Below are 16,905 nucleotides of genomic sequence, written 5' to 3' on the forward strand. Positions count from 1 at the left end.
ACAAAATCATTTCAGCACTGATCAAAACTTGCCGCACGTAGAAGCTACACACCGTAGCCCAAAGGCTAATGCAAATTAGCTTTGTCTTGTAATCGTCGCTTGAACTCACTCCAGCACGGCAAAGTCAATCGATAAAACTAACGGTTCAGGGCGTGCATGAGTGCTTCAGGATAACTGGTTCCGGCAGCACCGATCGGGACAACTGCTTCAATCTGTTGAAGTTCAGCGGCAGTTAACACCATGTCTACTGCCCGCACATTTTCATGTAACCGTGCTTGACGTTTCATGCCAGGAATCGGGATGATGTCCTCGCCTTTTGCCAGCAACCAAGCAAGGGCAAGTTGGGCAGGCGTACACTGCTTTTGGGTGGCGATTTGCTTGATTTTTTTGACCAGTTCTAGGTTGCGATAAAAATTTTCGCCTTGAAAGCGGGGACTGTGCCGTCGCCAATCGCCCGGTGGGAAGTTATCAGGCGATTGAAAAGCTCCCGTCAAAAATCCTCTCCCTAGTGGTGAGTAGGCGACTAAACTCGTTCCTAAGTCTCGGCAGACGGGCAATAGATCAGTTTCAGGTTCTCGCGTCCATAGACTGTATTCTGTTTGCAGCATGGCAATCGGATGCACCTGAGCCGCTCGACGCAGGGTTTTAGCGCCCGCTTCTGAGAGTCCAGCATAGCGCACTTTGCCGTCTTGAATCAGGTTTGCGATCGCGCCCACTGTGTCCTCGATCGGCACAGTCGGATCGACTCTGGCAGGATAGTACAGATCAATGTAGTCCACTCCTAACCGCTGCAAGCTATAAGCTAGGAAGTTTTGCACAGCAACTGGACGACTATCTTCACCATTAGAGTTGCCTTTGTGATCGCGCAGTGCCCCGAACTTCACTGCAATAAATACTTTGTCGCGCGGAACTCTTTTGATAGCTTCTCGAATCAACAATTCATTGTGTCCCATGCCGTAAAAGTCGCCTGTGTCGAGAAAGTTAATCCCAAGGTCGATCGCGGCTCGAATGGTCGCGATACTTTCAGCATCATCGTTTTGTCGATCGCCGTAGTAGTCGGACATTCCCATGCAGCCTAATCCCAATGCAGAGACTTGCGCGTCTGTTGTTCCAAGTTTGCGGTATTTCATGGTTTTGTTTGTTTGATTAACGAGGGCATCTAGTGAGATTGATTCAGTTCATCCTCTGCACGATTTTTCTGATTCAGACGCTTGAGTTTTGGAATTGCAATCAGCATGATCGCGACCGCGATCAGCACTTGAACAGTAGCCGACCAATAAGGCGCGGATTGACTCACCGCTTGACAGAGCCAGCCCGCCCACAGCGGTCCAATCACTTGCGCCAGCGCCATCACTGCAGCAATACTGCCTTGAACCCGCCCTTGGAGATCCGCACTCATGCTTTTTGACATCGCTCCCGTGAGACAGGTCTGTACGAGCGGTTGTCCGAGGGCATAGACGACCATTCCTCCATAAACCAGTTGCAAAATGCCTGTAGCTGGAAATAGACCGATTAGAAAGAATCCAACCCCTGCGATCGCTCCACCCACAATTGCTAGATGAATTTCTTGGAACCGTCGAAGCAGCAGCGGTAAGACGACAAGCTGAACTAAGACCACAATGATCCCGAAAGTGATTAATAAAGGAGAAATTTGCTCTGGAGTCCAATTGAGGCGATCAGAAAGCAGGCTCGGCAAGCTAGACGAAGGCAAAATCACAATCATCCAAAACAGCAGATAACTTAGCAGTAGCAGTCGGAGTTGCGGAAATTGCAAAATGTCACGCGCTTGAGTCAGTGGATTCAGATGACTGAGCGGAAGTTCTGTTGCTCGTTGTGCAGGCAGTAAGCTTTCCGGCATCGAGAAATAGCCCCAGACAGCAGCAAAAATAAGCACCGCGATCAACACATAGAGCGGTGTAGCTGGGCTACTCTGTGAGAAAAAACCACTTGTGGCGGGTCCAACAATAAACCCTGAAGCAATTGCAGCCGTCAAAAAAGCGAAGTAGCGAGTGCGAACATTAGATTTTGTTGTATCTGCCACATAGGAAAAAGCAGTGCCAATCCAGCAGTCAGATACACCTGCGATCATCCAGCCCACGAATAATATCCACAGTGCCCCGCCGATCGCAAACATCGAAAAGCCAAGGATTGCGCTACACAAGCTCACCAGCATCACCACTCGTCGCCCATAGCGATCGCTGATTGCTCCCAGGCTAGGCGCGCTGAGGAATTGTGCGAAAGAGTAGCTCGAAAACAACAGCCCGATGGTGAAGGCATTTCCACCATACTGCTCGACTAAGGTGGGCAGGATTGGACCAATGAGTCCGATATAAAACGTACTCAGAAATGCAGCAAAGAGAATAAATGGAGGCAACCGACGAGGCGGTTTTGGCGGAGCTGTGCTTCGCGTTAATCGCTCAATATTCATGTCTTACTCCCTAGTATTGATTGCTGAATGAGATTGGCTTTGCAGAGAGTCGCTCCACCTACGGGTTACGAGTCTGAAACATCATGTCAGCAGTCCCGTTTTCGGCGGCGAAGCGTAGAGGTTTGCATCGCTCTACCACGACCTCTTCTACGGTTGGATGGTTGACGAGTATGCCCATCACCTCGGTAATGAACTCATCGAGTGGCATAGCACGAGGATCAGTCATTTGGTGTTCGCCGCTGAGTGGAGTTTGGACATAAGGCGGAATAATCTCGATCACCTCGGTTGTGGTGCCTTTGAGCTGGTGGCGTAGCGATACCGAGTACGAATGGATTGCTGCCTTAGTCGCGCTGTAGGTTGGGGTCGCGGCGTTCGGGACAAAACCCAGCCCAGATGAAACCGTGAGAATGGCTGAGTATGGCTGTTTTTGCAGCAGTGGCAGGAGTGCTGCTGTCAGGCGAATGGGTCCAAGAAGATTAGTGGTCACGATCGCCTCGGCATCCTCTAAGTAATCCGGCGGCGATTTGAGAGCTTCTGCTTTCGAGATCCCGGCATTGTTGATTAAAACATTCAGTTTTGGATAGTCTTGAGCGACTTGCTGACTAAACGAACGGATACTGTCTCGATCGTTGATATCCAGTAGCAGGGATTTGATGCCAGGATTAGCAGATGTCACCTCATCTAGCATCTGTTGTCGCCGACCAGAGATGATCACCTGATTGCCCTTTTTGTGAAAGGACTCAGCGAGTCCGCGACCAATCCCCGAACCTCCGCCCGTGATCAGAATTGTGTTTCCGGTAAGTTGCATGATAGTCCCTAAGTTTTTCTGATGATAGAAATTAGGTCGCTTGCACTGCGTTTCCTTAATTTCCATTAAGCCAAACTCAGCCGGGAAAGGGCATGGATATTTTCTCGACAGGCTTGTTCATTTCTAAGTTTGCGAAACATCAAGGCTCAAGATTGAAACCGCTCGATAAGCTCTGCCGAAAGCTCACAGGGGACAGTTTCGTGTGTTTTTTGAAGAAACGGGAGAAGTGTCCTGCATCCTTAAATCCCAAGCGAAATGCAATTTCCTGGACTGATTCTGACGATCGCGCCAACAGTGCCTTCGACTCCGCGATCGTCTTCTCCGCAATCCAATGACTGACTGATTTACCTGTTTTGTATTTGATGACAGTGCTGAAATAGTTAGGATGTAAATACTGTGCTTGGGCATAGTCCTGCACTTGGAATAAGCGATCGCACTTGCCAGCGAGTAGATCGCGAAAGTGCGCTTCGAGATGACGTTGAAACGTCAGTGTAATATTAGAGCTGGTTGAAGCTTCAGTCAGTGGATCGTACGCCTTCCAAAACCACTCTTTAATTTTGAGTAGCAATACCACCGTTAAACATCCAATCACTTTGTATTTATAAGCAGAATCTGACTGATATTCCTGCAACAACTGACCGCCCAAGTCATCAAAGATTTGGAAAATTTCGCGATCGGGATAGTTCGGTGGCGCAACTTCAGCAATCAGAAATGGAAATTCATCCAGAATGTTCTCATGAACATATTGCTTCAAGAATGATTCTGTGAAGGTGATGAGGTATCCCCGTAGCGTTTCCTCAACCTCGAATCCCTTCAGATGCCCCGGATTTGTAAAATAAATGATGTTACCGCGCGTCACATAGGATTGGTCATCAACGAGGTAGCGACCTCGCCCTTCGCGCAGGATTAAAACTGAGTAGAAGCTTGTCCGAAACAAGGGAGACTTGACTGGAAAGTTGGGATAAAGCTCCTCATTCCGATGAATCGTAAAATCAACATCTTGATCTAGCTTGCCGCCAAAGGAAGCATAAAGTTCAGACATCGAATCGTAGGTTTCAATCGCGTCACTCATTCGGATCGATGTGGATTACAACCAAAGTTCAGTCATATTAAGTCAATACAATAGCGCAAAACCGCACTGTCTTGATGCTTGGTCGATTTGTCTGATCGGTCGAACGATGACTTCATTACATCCCCATCTTTTGGCTGCTCGATCGTAAAGGCAATTGGGAGCAAGCACAAGGCAGTGCCAGTAGTCCGTGCGGTAGTAGTCTGTCTATTTTCAGTAGTACCGTAGGAGCAACTATTGCAACTGCACCAAGGCACAAGATTTCCAGCACGATGATCGCACCCTCCTCAAGACGCATAGTCGGAAACAATCTCCCTATAAATTGAAAAGAATTTTCAACCCCTCTCTGAGCGATGCAGGCTTTCGCCCCAGAAGATTCTCCAGATCGGGGCTGACTTCTTCTTCCTGCCCGTTTTTAATATCGGTTAGAAACCCTGTGACCCGCTCAATCATCATTTCGGGGACACTGCGTTCTTTCATTTTCGCCTCAAAGGCTGACTTCTCAATCGGTGTATAAGCTACCGCTTTGCCTGATAAGTCAGAAAGGGTTGCTGCAACATCGTCAAAGGAATAGGATTCACTTCCTGTGAGGTTGTAAATGCGGTTATCGCAACCGCTTTCTAACAGGGCATTTGCAATGGCTTCTCCCATTTCGCTTCTCAGGGCAAAAGGGACTCTTCCTTGTCCAGTCGGGAAGTAAATACCTGTATCCAAAACTTTTTCCCCGACGAACTGCGGAATAGTGTCCATGTATAAGGCATTGCGAAATAGGGCATAGTTCAACCCGCACCCCTTGATATAGTCTTCCGTCTGAAAATGACCCTCCATCAGCTTGTTTGCCAAAGTGTTTCGGTCTTTCAGCGATCGACTGGTGTAGGCGACACATTGAACCCCTGCCTTTTTTGCAGCATTCACAACATTTTGGTGCTGCCGAAGACGATTCTCTTCATCCGTTCCGGCTATCAGTAAAACCGTTTCAATTCCCTGCATCGCATTATTGAGTGAAGCGGTATCATCGTAGTTGCCGACGCGAATGTCTACCCCTTGTTCTCTCAAGGCAGAGGCTTTACTTTCATCCCGCACTAGTGCAGCAATTTGGTTAGCAGATGTTTTTTTCAGTAGATTTTGGACGACTGCTGTACCTAACTGTCCGTTAGCACCTGTTATTAGAATCATGGTGGCTCTCCTTTCTTTGGTTTTGCTTGTATCTCGATAGGATCGTTGGCATCGTTCTCTTCTTAAAGCGCATCATCTTTTTATGCCAGCAACACTGGAAGCGCGATCGAGGCACGAAGAGCATGACGTAGGCTCTCTGGCACGATCGCATTGTCCCGATCTGTACCCAGTAATCTGTAGGAACTTGCTCAAAAGATGTCAAATGGGTTCTATAAAGCTTCTAAGATTTCTGACTTCGGGAATTCTTTTGTGAGTGCAATATCTGCTCTTTAGGCTGCTGTGTATCCGCCATCAACAACTATGGGTTGACCTGTGATGTAGCTGGCAGCAACAGAACACAGAAAAACAACGGTTGCAGCGATTTCTTCGGGCTGACCCAGCCGTCCCCATTGGGACGATCGATGCCATCTGCCCTAGATTCCCACTAGTAAGACGATTCAGCTTTAGCAACATCCGCATCAAGTGGCACGATCTCTGCAAACGCTACTCAGATTCCACGCCGAGCTGCCGACGGAGCGCCGGAATGTCGTACTCGACCCACTCCTCGGCGAGCCGACCGCTGTCGTTGTACCGGAAGATATTGTTTAACGCCCAGCTAATGGGCTTGCCCGTCGGCGGAACGAGTTCGTTTGGCGACCTCCTCCAGTCGTTCTTAAACGTGCCGGAGAACCGAGTTCGCGCACCAACGTAGTTGCTGTCGACGATGACATACTCGCGGACAATGGAGAGATCTGGGAAGGCGGCGCGCATCGAGGCGAAGCCATCGCGCACCTCCTCGTAAGTGCGATCGCCTCCGGGACCGTGGAGGACGAAGTCTGGCGCGAAGTAGTTTCGGAGCGCCTCGTTGTTCTCCCGTGCGATCCCCACCTCACCGATTTCGATGAGACCCCGCGCGCGCGGATCGTCGGAGACGAAGCCGGGCGAGCCAGTGGTAGCGATGCTGGCGGAGATCTTGTCGGGGGAGGTCGAGATGCCGACTGCGGGCTGGTAAGCGGTGAGGGTGAGGGTGAGCAGCACGAGCGTGGCGCACACGAATGCCTTTGTAGAGAACGATAGGCGGTTCATAGATTTACACAGAAGGTAAAGCTTTCTGTTCATAATGTTTTTAGAGATTTATGGAACTGTGAGTGCTTAAGGCAACGAGAGTGATACGGTTGGTGTGTCGCTAAAAAGTATTTGCGACACAACCATCAAAGTTTGTCATCCGTTTGCTACTTTCTACGGCGATTTCCTGAAAATCATGTCATGTAACGTCCGGCATTGATGTGGATCGTCTGCCCAGTCAGATATTCTGTTTCCAAGATCATCCGCACCGTTGACCAGATCTCTTCCGGTCTTCCAACACGACCCAGTGGCAGCTCGTCCGGAGGGGGTAGCTTCATCTCATTGACGATATCACTGGCGATCAGAGCCGGAGCAATAGCATTGGCTGTGATCCGGTAGGGCAGCAGGAAGGTCGCATAGTAGTGCATCAGTCCTTCAATCCCAGCTTTCGAGGCAGCATAGGCAGCAGAGACCATGCCGCCTGTTCGAGCAGCAATCGAAGACATATAGATTAAGCGTCCATCGATCGACTTCACCAGAGATACTGACATCGGCTTTGATCGCCACAGCTCGACCGCCCAGTTCAGTAATCTCGTGTACGACATCTTACGCCAAGCTGTCATTCGAGACGTAGTTGATGACAACGGTAAAACCGTGACGTGCACAATCGATCGCGAGTTGTCTACCAATGCCGCGCGATGCACCAGCAATCAATGTCACTTTGGAGTCTTCCATTCTTTCTTTTACTGCGCTCCTTTAGCCTTTCTAATGAACTACGATCCAACCTTGAATCAGGCTGCTGTGTATCCGCCATCAATCACGATCGGCTGACCTGTAATATAGCTGGCAGCATCAGAACACAGAAACACAACCGTTGCAGCAATTTCTTCAGGTTTACCCATTCGACCCATCGGGACGATCGATGCAAACTGCTCTGGGCTAGTCCCTGTGGCAGAAAGGCGATCCATCATTTCTGTAGCAATGATTCCAGGATTAATCGCGTTAATCCGAATGCCTTGCTTAGCATAGTCGAGTGCAGCAGAACGTGTTAGTCCCATCACGGCATGTTTGCTGGCATGATAAGGACTTATTCCAGGAAATGCAATTAATCCACCCATTGAAGAATTGTTGACAATGACTCCGCCTCCTTGAGTAAGCATCTGCTGGATTTCAGATTTCATACACAAGAACAGACCTCGCACGTTAATCGCCATCAGTTTGTCGAAATCCTCGATCGACTGTTCGTGTAGGGGCTTTGAGGGCGATTCAATCCCAGCGTTGTTGAACGCACAATCTAATCTACCGTAGCTTTCAACCGTCTTCTGAACCAGTGCCTTAACCTCTGACTCACTCGATACATCCGACCGCACGAATAAGCATTCAGCCCCAGACTGACGGATTGAGTTAGCAGTGTTTTCGCCTTCCTCCTCGCGTCTGCCCGAAAAAACCACCTTTGCGCCTGCAATTCCCAGTGCTATGGCAGTTGCTTTCCCAATTCCCGATGTTCCGCCAGTCACCAAGGCAACTTTATTCTCAAGTATCTTCATCGCTCTCCATTGCTTAGTTGTTTAGGTGTTGCAAAGAATTATCACTCAAGCATCAGACACACATCCGTTGTTCAACAACTATGCTTCAACCTGCAAAACAATTTTGCCGCGTGTGCGCCCGCTTTGCGAAAGTTGATGCGCCTTCTTTACTTCTGTGAGTGGCAAAACCGTTTCGATATGTATTTTCAACTTGCCCTCGTCAATCAGACAGTTGATTTCAGCCAATTGCTGCGCGTTCGGCTGACAGTAGACCATAGCGACTTCTACGCCAAATTCGCGTGCTTTTTCTTCGGATGGATGTTCCGGTGCCGCGACTAGAAAGCCACCCTTTTTCAGCGTTTGGAAGGCTTGCGTTGATGTGTCGCCGCCGACCGTATCGAAAACGACATCCACATCTTTGACGACTTCTTCAAACGGTTGCTGCGTGTAATCCACGAATTCATCTACGCCCAAATCGCGAACGTACTGTTCGTTTTTGCCCGAAGCTATGCCAACCACGATCGCGCCTTTGGCTTTAGCAAGCTGAACCGCCATCGAACCAACTCCGCCTGATGCCCCGGTGATCAAGATTCTCTGCCCGCTGCTCAGATTCGCTAAATCGAACATCGCTTGCCATGCTGTCAACGCGGCAATTGGAATTGCTGCCGCCGCTTCAAACGTAATGCTTTCGGGTTTGGGCGCGATCGCGTCCGCCTTTGCAACCGCATACTCAGCGTAACCACCGGAGAGGCTGGACACGGTTATTCCATAAACCGCGTCGCCCTGCTTGAAACTTTCAACGTCATCGCCTACCGCTTCGACAGTTCCGGCAATGTCGCCACCCAGAATGAACGGAAGTTTGAACCCAAACTGTTCGCCCATGCCCTCGCGGATCTTCCAGTCAGCCGGATTGACTGCTGCGGCGTGAACTTTCACCAGCACTTCGTCTGCTTTCGGCTCTGGGCGATCGACATCGGTGTAATTCAAAACGTCTTCATTGCCGTATTCATTAATCACTACTGCTCTCATCTTTCCTCCATGTTCAATTGCCATAATGAAATGGCTTTATTATTGCCAACTTCGACCAAAGCAATTAAGCCGCGCATCGCGGCACAACGGACTAAGGGCTGTTGGTACTCGCCCAGGATCGAACAGCTTCGTCAATTGTGGTTTTTCCTTGAAGCCTTTTTGTGCCGTGTTCCTCGCAAACCAATGTCCCATTGTTAAAAGCACTCAGCATCTCACTATATGATTGAGTGGCTGAGGGACTGTTACCCATTTGCGCCAACGTCGAAGTCCATTCGCTCTCAGGAATAACAACGGCTTGAACATCGCGCTGCAAGATTCTGCTAAAACTGGCGGCAACCTGATTAGGGCTTAAAGGCTGTGGTCCATGAAGTTCCCAGACCTGTGTGCCTTGCCACTCTTGCACCAAGCCGTCAGCACATGCCTGCCCAATGTCGATCGTAGAAACCATCGGCATGGCACGCTCCAGCGGAGTGTAAAAAGACGGCAATATGCCCTTTTGTTGCGCCACTGGCAAAAGCGACTGCCAGTTCTCCATGAACGATGCGGCGCGCACAAATCCGATTGCGACCTCGGCTGGCAAACGTTTGAGTGCCTCTTCCAAAATATGGGTTGTTAGAATGTTGCCAGTTCCTCGCGAGAGATGCGATCCGATCGAGGACAATGCGACAATTTTGGGCAAATGCGCCCGCTGTGCAGCTTCAACGATCGCCGAAGCGACTTGCTTGGCACGCGCAAACATATCATCTGAGGTGTAGTCAGGTGGATTCAAAACAAACGCTCCTGCCATGCCCTCGAACGCACAAGCCAGGGCATCAATATCGGTCACATCTTCGACAATCGCAACCTCGGCTCCTCGCTCTTTCCAAGCAGCACCTTTACTTTCACTTCGTACAGCTACACGTACAGTCGAATGTCCGATCAGGGCGTTTGTCGTCGCTGCACCTGTCTGTCCCGACGCTCCCAACACAAGGTATTTAGCCATTTTCGCTTTCTCCTTTTTTATCTAGAAACAGATGTTAAGCATCGCCGTCGCAGGCTCTACTGCTGTAAATTGCCATTTCGGATAACAATCGCCATCGGTATCATTCAAGATTCAGCCTTGTCTCCATCTGGTGCCTTAAGTGTCGCCATATCAATCACCAGACGATAGTGAACATCTCCTCGCTCCAGCCGATCGAAACCCTGATTGATATCCGCAGCCGAAATCACTTCGACATCCGCTGCAATCTTGTGCTTACTACAAAAGTCCAACATTTCTTGGGTTTCTAACGTCCCCGCTGACCCCGAACTGGTTAGCCGCCGCCGACCCATTGTTAAGAGGACAGGCGTGAAATCCATGCGATCGGGGATTCCCAGACAGCAGAGTGTGCCATCAAGGTTCAGCGCCAGCAGATACGGATCAAGTAGATGTCGCGCTGATACCGTGTCCAGGATGAAATCAAAGCGGTATTTCTGAGCCGCCATTTTCTCGGCATCCGTCGATAAAATCGCCTCGTCCGCACCCAGTTCCAGCGCAGTAGCAAGCTTCTGCTCGGAAGTCGTAAAGACAATCACCTGAGCGCCCAGGGCATGGGCAAATTTAATTGCCAGATGACCGAGACCGCCGATTCCAACAATCCCAACCGTCTTTCCAGGTCCAATGTTCCACTGATGTAGCGGCGACCAGGTTGTTACTCCCGCGCAAACTAGCGGTGCCACACTTGCTGGATCGAGACCGGAAGGCAGATGATAAGCAAAATCAGTTTTGACGACATACTCATTCGAGTAGCTGCCGCGCGTGATGCTGCCATCGTGCCGATCGATGCCATCATAAGTTGTCGTCGGAAATTCGCGACAATAGGATTCCTCGTGGCTTTTGCAGGGTGGGCAGTGTCCGCAGGAATCGACAATGTTGCCGACTACCACGGCATCGCCAACTTGGAATTTCGTCACTTCTACGCCGATTTCTGTGACTTCACCCACCATCTCATGCCCTGGAACTAATGGAAAGCGGCTATTGCCTCGAATCGCGTGCAAGTCGCTGTGGCAAACACCACAGAACTGAACTTTCACTGCAATATCGTTGGGTCGCAATTGCCGTCGCTCAAACGCCCAAGGAACGAGGCGATCGCCCTGAGTTAAAGCTGCAAGCCCGTAACAGAGACGCATGTTTTTCCTGGATTCAAGAGCGGGGCTACTTTGCATTTGCATTTCTTCCTTTTTGTGTTTTTTCAGACGTTCCTTAAAATGCGCTGGCAGTCGGACGAACAATAATTTCATTGACATCGACATCCTCTGGTTGAGCCACCGCATATAAGACGGCTCTGGCGATCGCATCCGACGTTAGCGCAGTTTTGCGGAGTTCTTGCAACAAGCCTTTTGATGTTTCATCTGAGATATCAGAACCCAGTTCAGTTTCCACTACGCCAGGAGAGATGATCGTCACGCGGATGTTTTTTGACTCCTGCCGCAGACCGTCCGATATCGCCCAAACCGCAAACTTTGTTGCAGAATAAACAGCGCTTGTAGGTCCGACCTGATGGGCAGCGATCGAGGCGGTATTGATAAACTGACCGCCGCCTTGTGCTTCCATGATCGGCAGTCCCGCAGCAATGCCATTCAGAACACCCTTGATGTTGACGTTAATCATCTTGTCCCACTCGTCAACTTTGAGTGCGCTCATCAGGGACAGAGGCATCACGCCTGCATTGTTGAAAATCACATCAATGCGATCAAACTTCTCTTTAGCAAAGTGAATGAACGCATTCATATCCTGGCGATCGGTGACATCGACCGCTTTGAATTCGGCGATTCCACCGGATGAGCGGATATCTTTCACAATCTTTTCTAGCTTTTCCGTGCGGCGTGCGCCCAAAACTACTTTTGCTCCATTTTGAGCCAGCAACTTGGCGGAGGCTTCACCGATGCCGCTACTGGCTCCCGTAATGGCAATAACTTTATTTTCCACATTTAACATGGTTGTTTTCCGACTGTTGAATTGAGTCTGAATTAAATCGACTGACCGCCGGAGACTTCGATACGCTGGGCATTCACCCATTGATTGTCTTGGGATAGGAGTGATGCGATCGCGCCCCCGATATCATCTGGCAGACCCACGCGACCGAGCGCCGTTAGGGAAGCAACGGATTTATTCATTTCTGGATTATCGCGGACTGCACCACCCGCAAAATCAGTTTCGATCGCACCTGGAGCGACTGTATTGACTGCGATTTGTCTCGATCCTAGTTCTTTGGCTAGGTAGCGAGTTAACACCTCGATCGCGCCTTTCATACTGGCGTAAGCTGCATAACCTGGTAGGCTAAATCGCGCCAACCCAGATGAAAGATTGACGATTCGTCCGCCGTCATTCATCAGTGGCAATAGTTTCTGAGTGAGGAAGAAAACGCCCTTGAGGTGAATGTTCATCAAATGGTCAAAATCTTCCTCGGTGGTTTCGGCAAAAGAGGCGTAAACACCCGTTCCAGCATTATTCACCAAAAAATCAAACTGCTCGGCTTGCCAGTTATCTTTAAGTGACTGCTGGACTTGTGCGGCGAAACGATCAAACGTTTTAGTGTCGCCAGTATCTAATTGCAGTGCTACCGCTTTAGCGCCAAGCTGTTCAATTTCTGCGACCACGTTCTTCGCTTCTTCAGCATTGCGATGATAAGTGACGATGACATCAACTCCTTTTTTAGCCAGGTTCAAAGCAGTACTTTTGCCCAGTCCTCGGCTCGATCCCGTTACTAATGCAATTTTGGTCATTGCCTTATCCTTCTGTGTTGTCCGAATACGTTTATCGTAGGGTTGCAGATTGGGTTCTTCAATACACAAACCTCGCCATTTATTGCCTAATCCTCCAGATTGTGGTTTTAGGACTGGATAAAAATGTTCTACAATCTGCAAAAGAAGATCAGCTCCAAAACCTATGACAGATGAACTCATCGCCGATCGATGTCGAGAATTAGCCGCCCTGATCAATCGCCATACCAATGGTGACGGTTATCATCAAACGAGGATCGCGCCGCTAGGATTTAGCCGTGAGTCTTTGACGAGTACGAGGCTGCATGGAGTCAGCACCCCAATGCTGGCGATCGTGGTTCAGGGCAAAAAAGGTGCCGCGCTGGGTGAGGAAATCTATCGATATGGTGAAGCGCAATATCTGGTGGTTTCAGTTGATCAGCCGATTAGCGGATTTATTCTCGAAGCGACTCCCGATCGCCCTTATTTAGGATTCAAGCTGGATCTTGACCCGCACGAACTTTGTGAACTTATTGCAGTTCAGACGACTGCGATCGCGGATAAAAAAGAAACTTCAGTCCGAGGCTTTTTCGTCAGCACCGCTAATCTATCATTGCTTGATTGCGCCCTGCGATTGATCCAGTTATTGGATACTCCTGAAGATATTCCAATTCTAGCTCCGATGATGATTCGCGAAATTTACTACCGCTTGTTGATCGGCGAACAAAGTGAAGCCGTTCGTCAGATTGCGACATCGGGGAGCAACATGCAGCGGATCGCAGCAGTCATTCAAAGCATCAAGGTAGATTTTGCTAAACCCCTGCGCGTTGCTGATCTCGCTGAACAAGCCAGCATGTCGCCTTCCTCTTTCCACCATCATTTTAAGCAAGTGACCTCAATGAGTCCGCTGCAATATCAAAAGCAGATCCGGCTCCTAGAAGCTCGTCGGCTCATGCTGGTGGAAGATTACAATGCGATTACGGCTGCCGATCGAGTCGGCTATGAAAGTCCATCTCAGTTCAGCCGGGAATATGCTCGCCTGTTTGGTGCGCCGCCCATTCAGGATATCGGGCGTTTACTCTCAGTTAGCTAAGTTGATAGTTGTCAAAGAGGCAATTAGGGCGCGGGTGATTTGCTCGTTCGGCGACTGCGCGGCTTTGATACTGTGGCAATATTCAATCGTGTAAAGTATAAATCGCGGCTTCATTCGCTTTCATTATGCAAAACCAACAGGCACCCATTTTATTCAACCAAAAGACTGCGTCTTCCTACGACAAGCAAAATGCTCTTTGGGAGGCGGGGCGCGAGGCGCTCTTTTCATTGATGCGCCTGATTCTCTCAGAGCTTCCGGCTGATGCACGGATTCTGTGCGTGGGTGCCGGAACCGGAACGGAAATGATCGCTCTGGCGCAAGCCTTTCCGCAATGGCAATTCACAGCGGTCGAGCCAGCATCTGCAATGCTGGACGTTTGTCGTCGAAAAGCCGACGAAAGCGACATCACCTCGCGTTGCACGTTCCACGAAGGTTATCTCGATTCGCTGCCCGCTTCGGAGGCATTCGATGCGGCGACTTGCCTGTTGGTCTCTCAGTTCCTAAAGCAAGCGGAAGAGCGGAGTCGCTTTTTCGGTCAAATCGCACAACGCCTTCGCCCCGGTGGAGTTTTGATCAGTTCCGACTTAGTTCTGGGTATGTCACCGCCAGTTTATCAGAGCTTGATTGAAGTTTGGTTGCGAATGCAAGGCTCAGGCTGGAGTGAGGAAGACATCGAAAAGATGCGCGCTGTTTGGAGTCTTCACATCACGGCTTTAACTCTGCCTGAAATCGAAGCAATCATCGCAGCGGGCGGCTTTGATACTCCAGTGTTGTTTTTTCAAACCCTTTTCATTCACGCCTGGTTTTCAAAGCGAACAGCACCGGATTAATAATAGATGCTGGCTCACGTCGATCGATGCGATTAGATTGACTATATTTTTGAGCTTCTATTAGTAAAAAATCAGTGGTGCTTGGTGCAGATAGAGATCGTCGCTAAGTTGATGAAGGACAAAATCCGCCACGTCCGATCGCGAGATTTTTCCGGCTGTCACCCCAGTTAAATCAGTCATCACTCGGTAATGCCCTTTGGCAGGATCATCGGTCAATCCTCCCGGACGCACGATCGTCCAATCGAGATTACTCTGGCGAATTTCGGCTTCCTGACGGTCTTTGTCGTCATAGATCCGCTGCAATATCAATGGCAGAATCAGCTTGTCATAGAAGAAACCGCCATGACCTTTACTATCCCCTGCACCCACTCCAGTAATGCAAATCAATCGCTTGACACCGTGCCGCTCCATCGCCTGAACTAAGTTTTTTGTGCCTTCCGAGAGTAGCGTCACTGGTTCAAAACTGATTTTTCTCGTGCCCAAGGAGCTGATGACTGCATCTTGCTGCTGCATCGCATCTAATGAGACGCGATCGAGGATGTCCCCTTGCACAACCTGGAGAGAGTTGTGCTGCATTTCAAACTTGTCGGGATTGCGAACAAGCGCAGTGATGTCGTGTCCTTAGGTTAAGCCTCGATCGACAATCTGCCGTCCTGTCGCTCCTGTTGCCCCAATTACGAAAATTCTCATTGATGTTTCTCACTTACAAGACTATGGGCTAGTTTTCGATTGTCCTTAATACTTTAACTTTGGGAACCAGGTAAAGACGGAAGGTGCGCCTTGAAAATACCACAACGCCAGAGCCGGGTCGCAAATGGCGCACCCAAACGATGACAATGGCACGAATGGAACGATCGGTGTCCCGTATAAATGATGGACTGTATCCCATGCGGTGTGCAACAGCCATCCAATTCCAATGAATCGGTAGTCCTTTAATCCCCAGTAGGCGACACCAGTCATCACAGTGCAGAAGGCGAATTCCCATCCCAATAAGCCACCATTGAGATACGCAGCCCCAGCTCCGGCAATCATTAGGGCACTGAAATTGCGACGGTTTGGCTCCTTAAATAAAGAACACAGGGTAATATAAATTAGAGCCACCACTAGCGGTGCAATTAGCTGGATAATCGTTATGTCGGGTCTGGATTGAACTTGCATAGTATTACTCCTACGTTACTTTGTTCAGTCTGTATGGAAACGTGAATATCTACGCATCCAACACTTTCTACATCTTTTGTTGTTGGTATTCCCATTTCTGAAAAGCGCGATCGTAGGTATATCCCTGACGTTGGAAAAAGACCCGCCATGCGTCCACACCGCGCACCAGACCCCAGGAAATGAGGACGTATAACGACCAGGGAACACCAAACCCAGTGAGTAAGTTTAATGCGATCAAGCAGGAATTGACGATCGCGTATTTAGTCAATCGCTCTTGAAGTTTGGAGCGTCGATAGGCTTGAAAGGCTCGATTTTTCTGAATGACTTTTTGTCGATCGAGCCACTGACTTTGAGCAAACTCGATTAGGTCGGGAGTAATGCTGAGTTCTTGGGCGATTTCTAGCAACTGATCATAGGATAGCTCAGTACTAACATGTGAGTGTTCTGCTAGCGCAATATTCAGAATCTCACGGACATCTTCTTGGCGATACGAGCGAGTTGATGATTGTTTTACAATGTTCATGTCAAGTGATTTGCTGATGAATTGACAACGGGATCTGACTGTTTAAACATCTCACGCCAAACGAGATGAACTAACGTCGTTGAGGCTGTGAATAAAGAGAATCCGACCAGTGGGTGAAGTACACCTAAAGGTAAGGGATGATTGAAGTGACCTGTGATAAATTGCAGCGCGAGTAGTACAACTAGAACTCCTGTCAGCCCTTTGATTTTGCGAGGAAAAGGCTCGATCAATAAATCGATGAATAGCAGTACTGCTAATCCAGCATAGCTACGAACTAACCAAACGTGAATGCTCCACCAAGTCGGATCATAGAAAACTGCTAACCCAACGGTTAAGAGTTGGGCAACCAGGCAGAGGTTAAATAAAATAGCGATCGCCAGAAAGCCAATTTGAGTCCAGGGTTTAGAGGATTGCTGGTGTTTAGAGGGAAGATTGATTGTCATAGTGAGCTACTCGTGTGGATTAATCCTGTAGATTGAAGGATGCTGTTTGAGAACAATC

The 16,905-nt window shown here is 49.3% G+C and carries 20 protein-coding genes and 1 pseudogene; 2 read left to right on the top strand and 19 right to left on the bottom strand.

Annotated elements, in window-relative coordinates; translation table 11 throughout:
- Positions 1-137: 137 nt before the first annotated feature.
- From NIES2104_RS15545 to NIES2104_RS15605, 15 genes and pseudogenes are all read right to left on the bottom strand, one after another.
- Entirely contained in the window at positions 138-1,130 is a 993-nt protein-coding gene (locus NIES2104_RS15545) for an aldo/keto reductase (RefSeq protein ID WP_058999206.1), read from the bottom strand.
- Positions 1,131-1,159: 29 nt separating this feature from the next.
- Positions 1,160-2,428, bottom strand: a complete 1,269-nt coding sequence (locus NIES2104_RS15550; RefSeq protein WP_058999208.1) for an MFS transporter — start codon at positions 2,426-2,428, stop codon at positions 1,160-1,162.
- 58 nt (positions 2,429-2,486) lie between these two features.
- On the bottom strand, positions 2,487-3,236 hold the full coding sequence (locus NIES2104_RS15555) for an SDR family oxidoreductase (protein WP_058999210.1): 750 nt from the start codon (positions 3,234-3,236) through the stop codon (positions 2,487-2,489).
- 139 nt (positions 3,237-3,375) lie between these two features.
- On the bottom strand, positions 3,376-4,308 hold the full coding sequence (locus NIES2104_RS15560; RefSeq protein ID WP_072218076.1) for an AraC family transcriptional regulator: 933 nt from the start codon (positions 4,306-4,308) through the stop codon (positions 3,376-3,378).
- A 312-nt stretch (positions 4,309-4,620) separates the two neighbouring features.
- Entirely contained in the window at positions 4,621-5,481 is an 861-nt protein-coding gene (locus tag NIES2104_RS15565; protein ID WP_058999212.1) for an SDR family oxidoreductase, read from the bottom strand.
- 269 nt (positions 5,482-5,750) lie between these two features.
- Positions 5,751-5,879 (bottom strand): annotated as a pseudogene (locus tag NIES2104_RS32995) (SDR family oxidoreductase); the annotation flags it as partial.
- Positions 5,880-5,964: 85 nt separating this feature from the next.
- Positions 5,965-6,546: an ester cyclase gene (locus NIES2104_RS15570; protein ID WP_192843592.1), complete on the bottom strand. Its 582-nt coding sequence runs from the start codon at positions 6,544-6,546 to the stop codon at positions 5,965-5,967.
- A gap of 173 nt (positions 6,547-6,719) precedes the next feature.
- Positions 6,720-7,130 carry an SDR family oxidoreductase gene (locus NIES2104_RS15575; RefSeq protein ID WP_058999214.1) on the bottom strand — a complete coding sequence of 137 codons (411 nt, stop codon included), beginning with the start codon at positions 7,128-7,130 and terminating at the stop codon, positions 6,720-6,722.
- 1 nt (position 7,131) lies between these two features.
- On the bottom strand, positions 7,132-7,260 hold the full coding sequence (locus NIES2104_RS33475) for a hypothetical protein (RefSeq protein WP_263970970.1): 129 nt from the start codon (positions 7,258-7,260) through the stop codon (positions 7,132-7,134).
- Between the two features lie 56 nt (positions 7,261-7,316).
- Entirely contained in the window at positions 7,317-8,072 is a 756-nt protein-coding gene (locus NIES2104_RS15580; RefSeq protein ID WP_058999216.1) for an SDR family oxidoreductase, read from the bottom strand.
- Positions 8,073-8,150: 78 nt separating this feature from the next.
- Entirely contained in the window at positions 8,151-9,104 is a 954-nt protein-coding gene (locus NIES2104_RS15585; RefSeq protein ID WP_202815081.1) for an NADP-dependent oxidoreductase, read from the bottom strand.
- Between the two features lie 67 nt (positions 9,105-9,171).
- Positions 9,172-10,062, bottom strand: coding sequence for an NAD(P)H-binding protein (locus tag NIES2104_RS15590; RefSeq protein WP_058999217.1), 891 nt, complete (start codon positions 10,060-10,062; stop codon positions 9,172-9,174).
- 104 nt (positions 10,063-10,166) lie between these two features.
- The gene (locus NIES2104_RS15595) at positions 10,167-11,228 is read right to left on the bottom strand and encodes an NAD(P)-dependent alcohol dehydrogenase (protein ID WP_058999219.1); all 1,062 of its coding nucleotides are present in this window, start codon (positions 11,226-11,228) and stop codon (positions 10,167-10,169) included.
- A gap of 73 nt (positions 11,229-11,301) precedes the next feature.
- Entirely contained in the window at positions 11,302-12,036 is a 735-nt protein-coding gene (locus NIES2104_RS15600; RefSeq protein ID WP_058999221.1) for an SDR family oxidoreductase, read from the bottom strand.
- A gap of 32 nt (positions 12,037-12,068) precedes the next feature.
- On the bottom strand, positions 12,069-12,965 hold the full coding sequence (locus NIES2104_RS15605; protein WP_263970971.1) for an SDR family NAD(P)-dependent oxidoreductase: 897 nt from the start codon (positions 12,963-12,965) through the stop codon (positions 12,069-12,071).
- Between the two features lie 22 nt (positions 12,966-12,987).
- Here NIES2104_RS15605 and NIES2104_RS15610 point away from each other — a divergent pair, with 22 nt between their 5' ends.
- A complete protein-coding gene (locus NIES2104_RS15610; protein ID WP_058999224.1) occupies positions 12,988-13,893 on the top strand; it encodes an AraC family transcriptional regulator in 906 nt (301 codons plus the stop codon).
- A 125-nt stretch (positions 13,894-14,018) separates the two neighbouring features.
- Positions 14,019-14,723: a class I SAM-dependent methyltransferase gene (locus NIES2104_RS15615; RefSeq protein WP_058999225.1), complete on the top strand. Its 705-nt coding sequence runs from the start codon at positions 14,019-14,021 to the stop codon at positions 14,721-14,723.
- Positions 14,724-14,783: 60 nt separating this feature from the next.
- Here NIES2104_RS15615 and NIES2104_RS15620 read toward each other — a convergent pair whose 3' ends face one another.
- The 4 genes from NIES2104_RS15620 to NIES2104_RS15635 all read right to left on the bottom strand — a co-directional run bounded on the left by NIES2104_RS15620 (position 14,784) and on the right by NIES2104_RS15635 (position 16,847).
- Positions 14,784-15,335 carry an NAD(P)-dependent oxidoreductase gene (locus NIES2104_RS15620; RefSeq protein WP_263971055.1) on the bottom strand — a complete coding sequence of 184 codons (552 nt, stop codon included), beginning with the start codon at positions 15,333-15,335 and terminating at the stop codon, positions 14,784-14,786.
- A gap of 123 nt (positions 15,336-15,458) precedes the next feature.
- Positions 15,459-15,881, bottom strand: coding sequence for a DUF6010 family protein (locus NIES2104_RS15625; RefSeq protein WP_058999226.1), 423 nt, complete (start codon positions 15,879-15,881; stop codon positions 15,459-15,461).
- Positions 15,882-15,948: 67 nt separating this feature from the next.
- A complete protein-coding gene (locus NIES2104_RS15630) occupies positions 15,949-16,404 on the bottom strand; it encodes a 2TM domain-containing protein (protein ID WP_058999227.1) in 456 nt (151 codons plus the stop codon).
- Positions 16,401-16,847, bottom strand: a complete 447-nt coding sequence (locus NIES2104_RS15635) for a DUF6220 domain-containing protein (RefSeq protein ID WP_058999228.1) — start codon at positions 16,845-16,847, stop codon at positions 16,401-16,403. The genes NIES2104_RS15630 and NIES2104_RS15635 overlap by 4 nt, the downstream gene beginning before the upstream one ends.
- Positions 16,848-16,905: the final 58 nt, after the last annotated feature.

Origin of the sequence: Leptolyngbya sp. NIES-2104, from assembly GCF_001485215.1 — a bacterium.
In the GTDB taxonomy this organism is placed as follows: Bacteria; Cyanobacteriota; Cyanobacteriia; order Leptolyngbyales; family Leptolyngbyaceae; genus Leptolyngbya.

Coding starts and splice junctions, on each gene's coding strand:
- NIES2104_RS15545 (WP_058999206.1), bottom strand. CDS start 1,130: ATGAAATACCGCAAACTTGGAACAACAGACGCGCAAGTCTCTGCATTG.
- NIES2104_RS15550 (WP_058999208.1), bottom strand. CDS start 2,428: ATGAATATTGAGCGATTAACGCGAAGCACAGCTCCGCCAAAACCGCCT.
- NIES2104_RS15555 (WP_058999210.1), bottom strand. CDS start 3,236: ATGCAACTTACCGGAAACACAATTCTGATCACGGGCGGAGGTTCGGGG.
- NIES2104_RS15560 (WP_072218076.1), bottom strand. CDS start 4,308: ATGAGTGACGCGATTGAAACCTACGATTCGATGTCTGAACTTTATGCT.
- NIES2104_RS15565 (WP_058999212.1), bottom strand. CDS start 5,481: ATGATTCTAATAACAGGTGCTAACGGACAGTTAGGTACAGCAGTCGTC.
- NIES2104_RS15570 (WP_192843592.1), bottom strand. CDS start 6,546: ATGAACCGCCTATCGTTCTCTACAAAGGCATTCGTGTGCGCCACGCTC.
- NIES2104_RS15575 (WP_058999214.1), bottom strand. CDS start 7,130: ATGTCGTACACGAGATTACTGAACTGGGCGGTCGAGCTGTGGCGATCA.
- NIES2104_RS33475 (WP_263970970.1), bottom strand. CDS start 7,260: ATGGAAGACTCCAAAGTGACATTGATTGCTGGTGCATCGCGCGGCATT.
- NIES2104_RS15580 (WP_058999216.1), bottom strand. CDS start 8,072: ATGAAGATACTTGAGAATAAAGTTGCCTTGGTGACTGGCGGAACATCG.
- NIES2104_RS15585 (WP_202815081.1), bottom strand. CDS start 9,104: ATGGCAATTGAACATGGAGGAAAGATGAGAGCAGTAGTGATTAATGAA.
- NIES2104_RS15590 (WP_058999217.1), bottom strand. CDS start 10,062: ATGGCTAAATACCTTGTGTTGGGAGCGTCGGGACAGACAGGTGCAGCG.
- NIES2104_RS15595 (WP_058999219.1), bottom strand. CDS start 11,228: ATGCGTCTCTGTTACGGGCTTGCAGCTTTAACTCAGGGCGATCGCCTC.
- NIES2104_RS15600 (WP_058999221.1), bottom strand. CDS start 12,036: ATGTTAAATGTGGAAAATAAAGTTATTGCCATTACGGGAGCCAGTAGC.
- NIES2104_RS15610 (WP_058999224.1), top strand. CDS start 12,988: ATGACAGATGAACTCATCGCCGATCGATGTCGAGAATTAGCCGCCCTG.
- NIES2104_RS15615 (WP_058999225.1), top strand. CDS start 14,019: ATGCAAAACCAACAGGCACCCATTTTATTCAACCAAAAGACTGCGTCT.
- NIES2104_RS15625 (WP_058999226.1), bottom strand. CDS start 15,881: ATGCAAGTTCAATCCAGACCCGACATAACGATTATCCAGCTAATTGCA.
- NIES2104_RS15630 (WP_058999227.1), bottom strand. CDS start 16,404: ATGAACATTGTAAAACAATCATCAACTCGCTCGTATCGCCAAGAAGAT.
- NIES2104_RS15635 (WP_058999228.1), bottom strand. CDS start 16,847: ATGACAATCAATCTTCCCTCTAAACACCAGCAATCCTCTAAACCCTGG.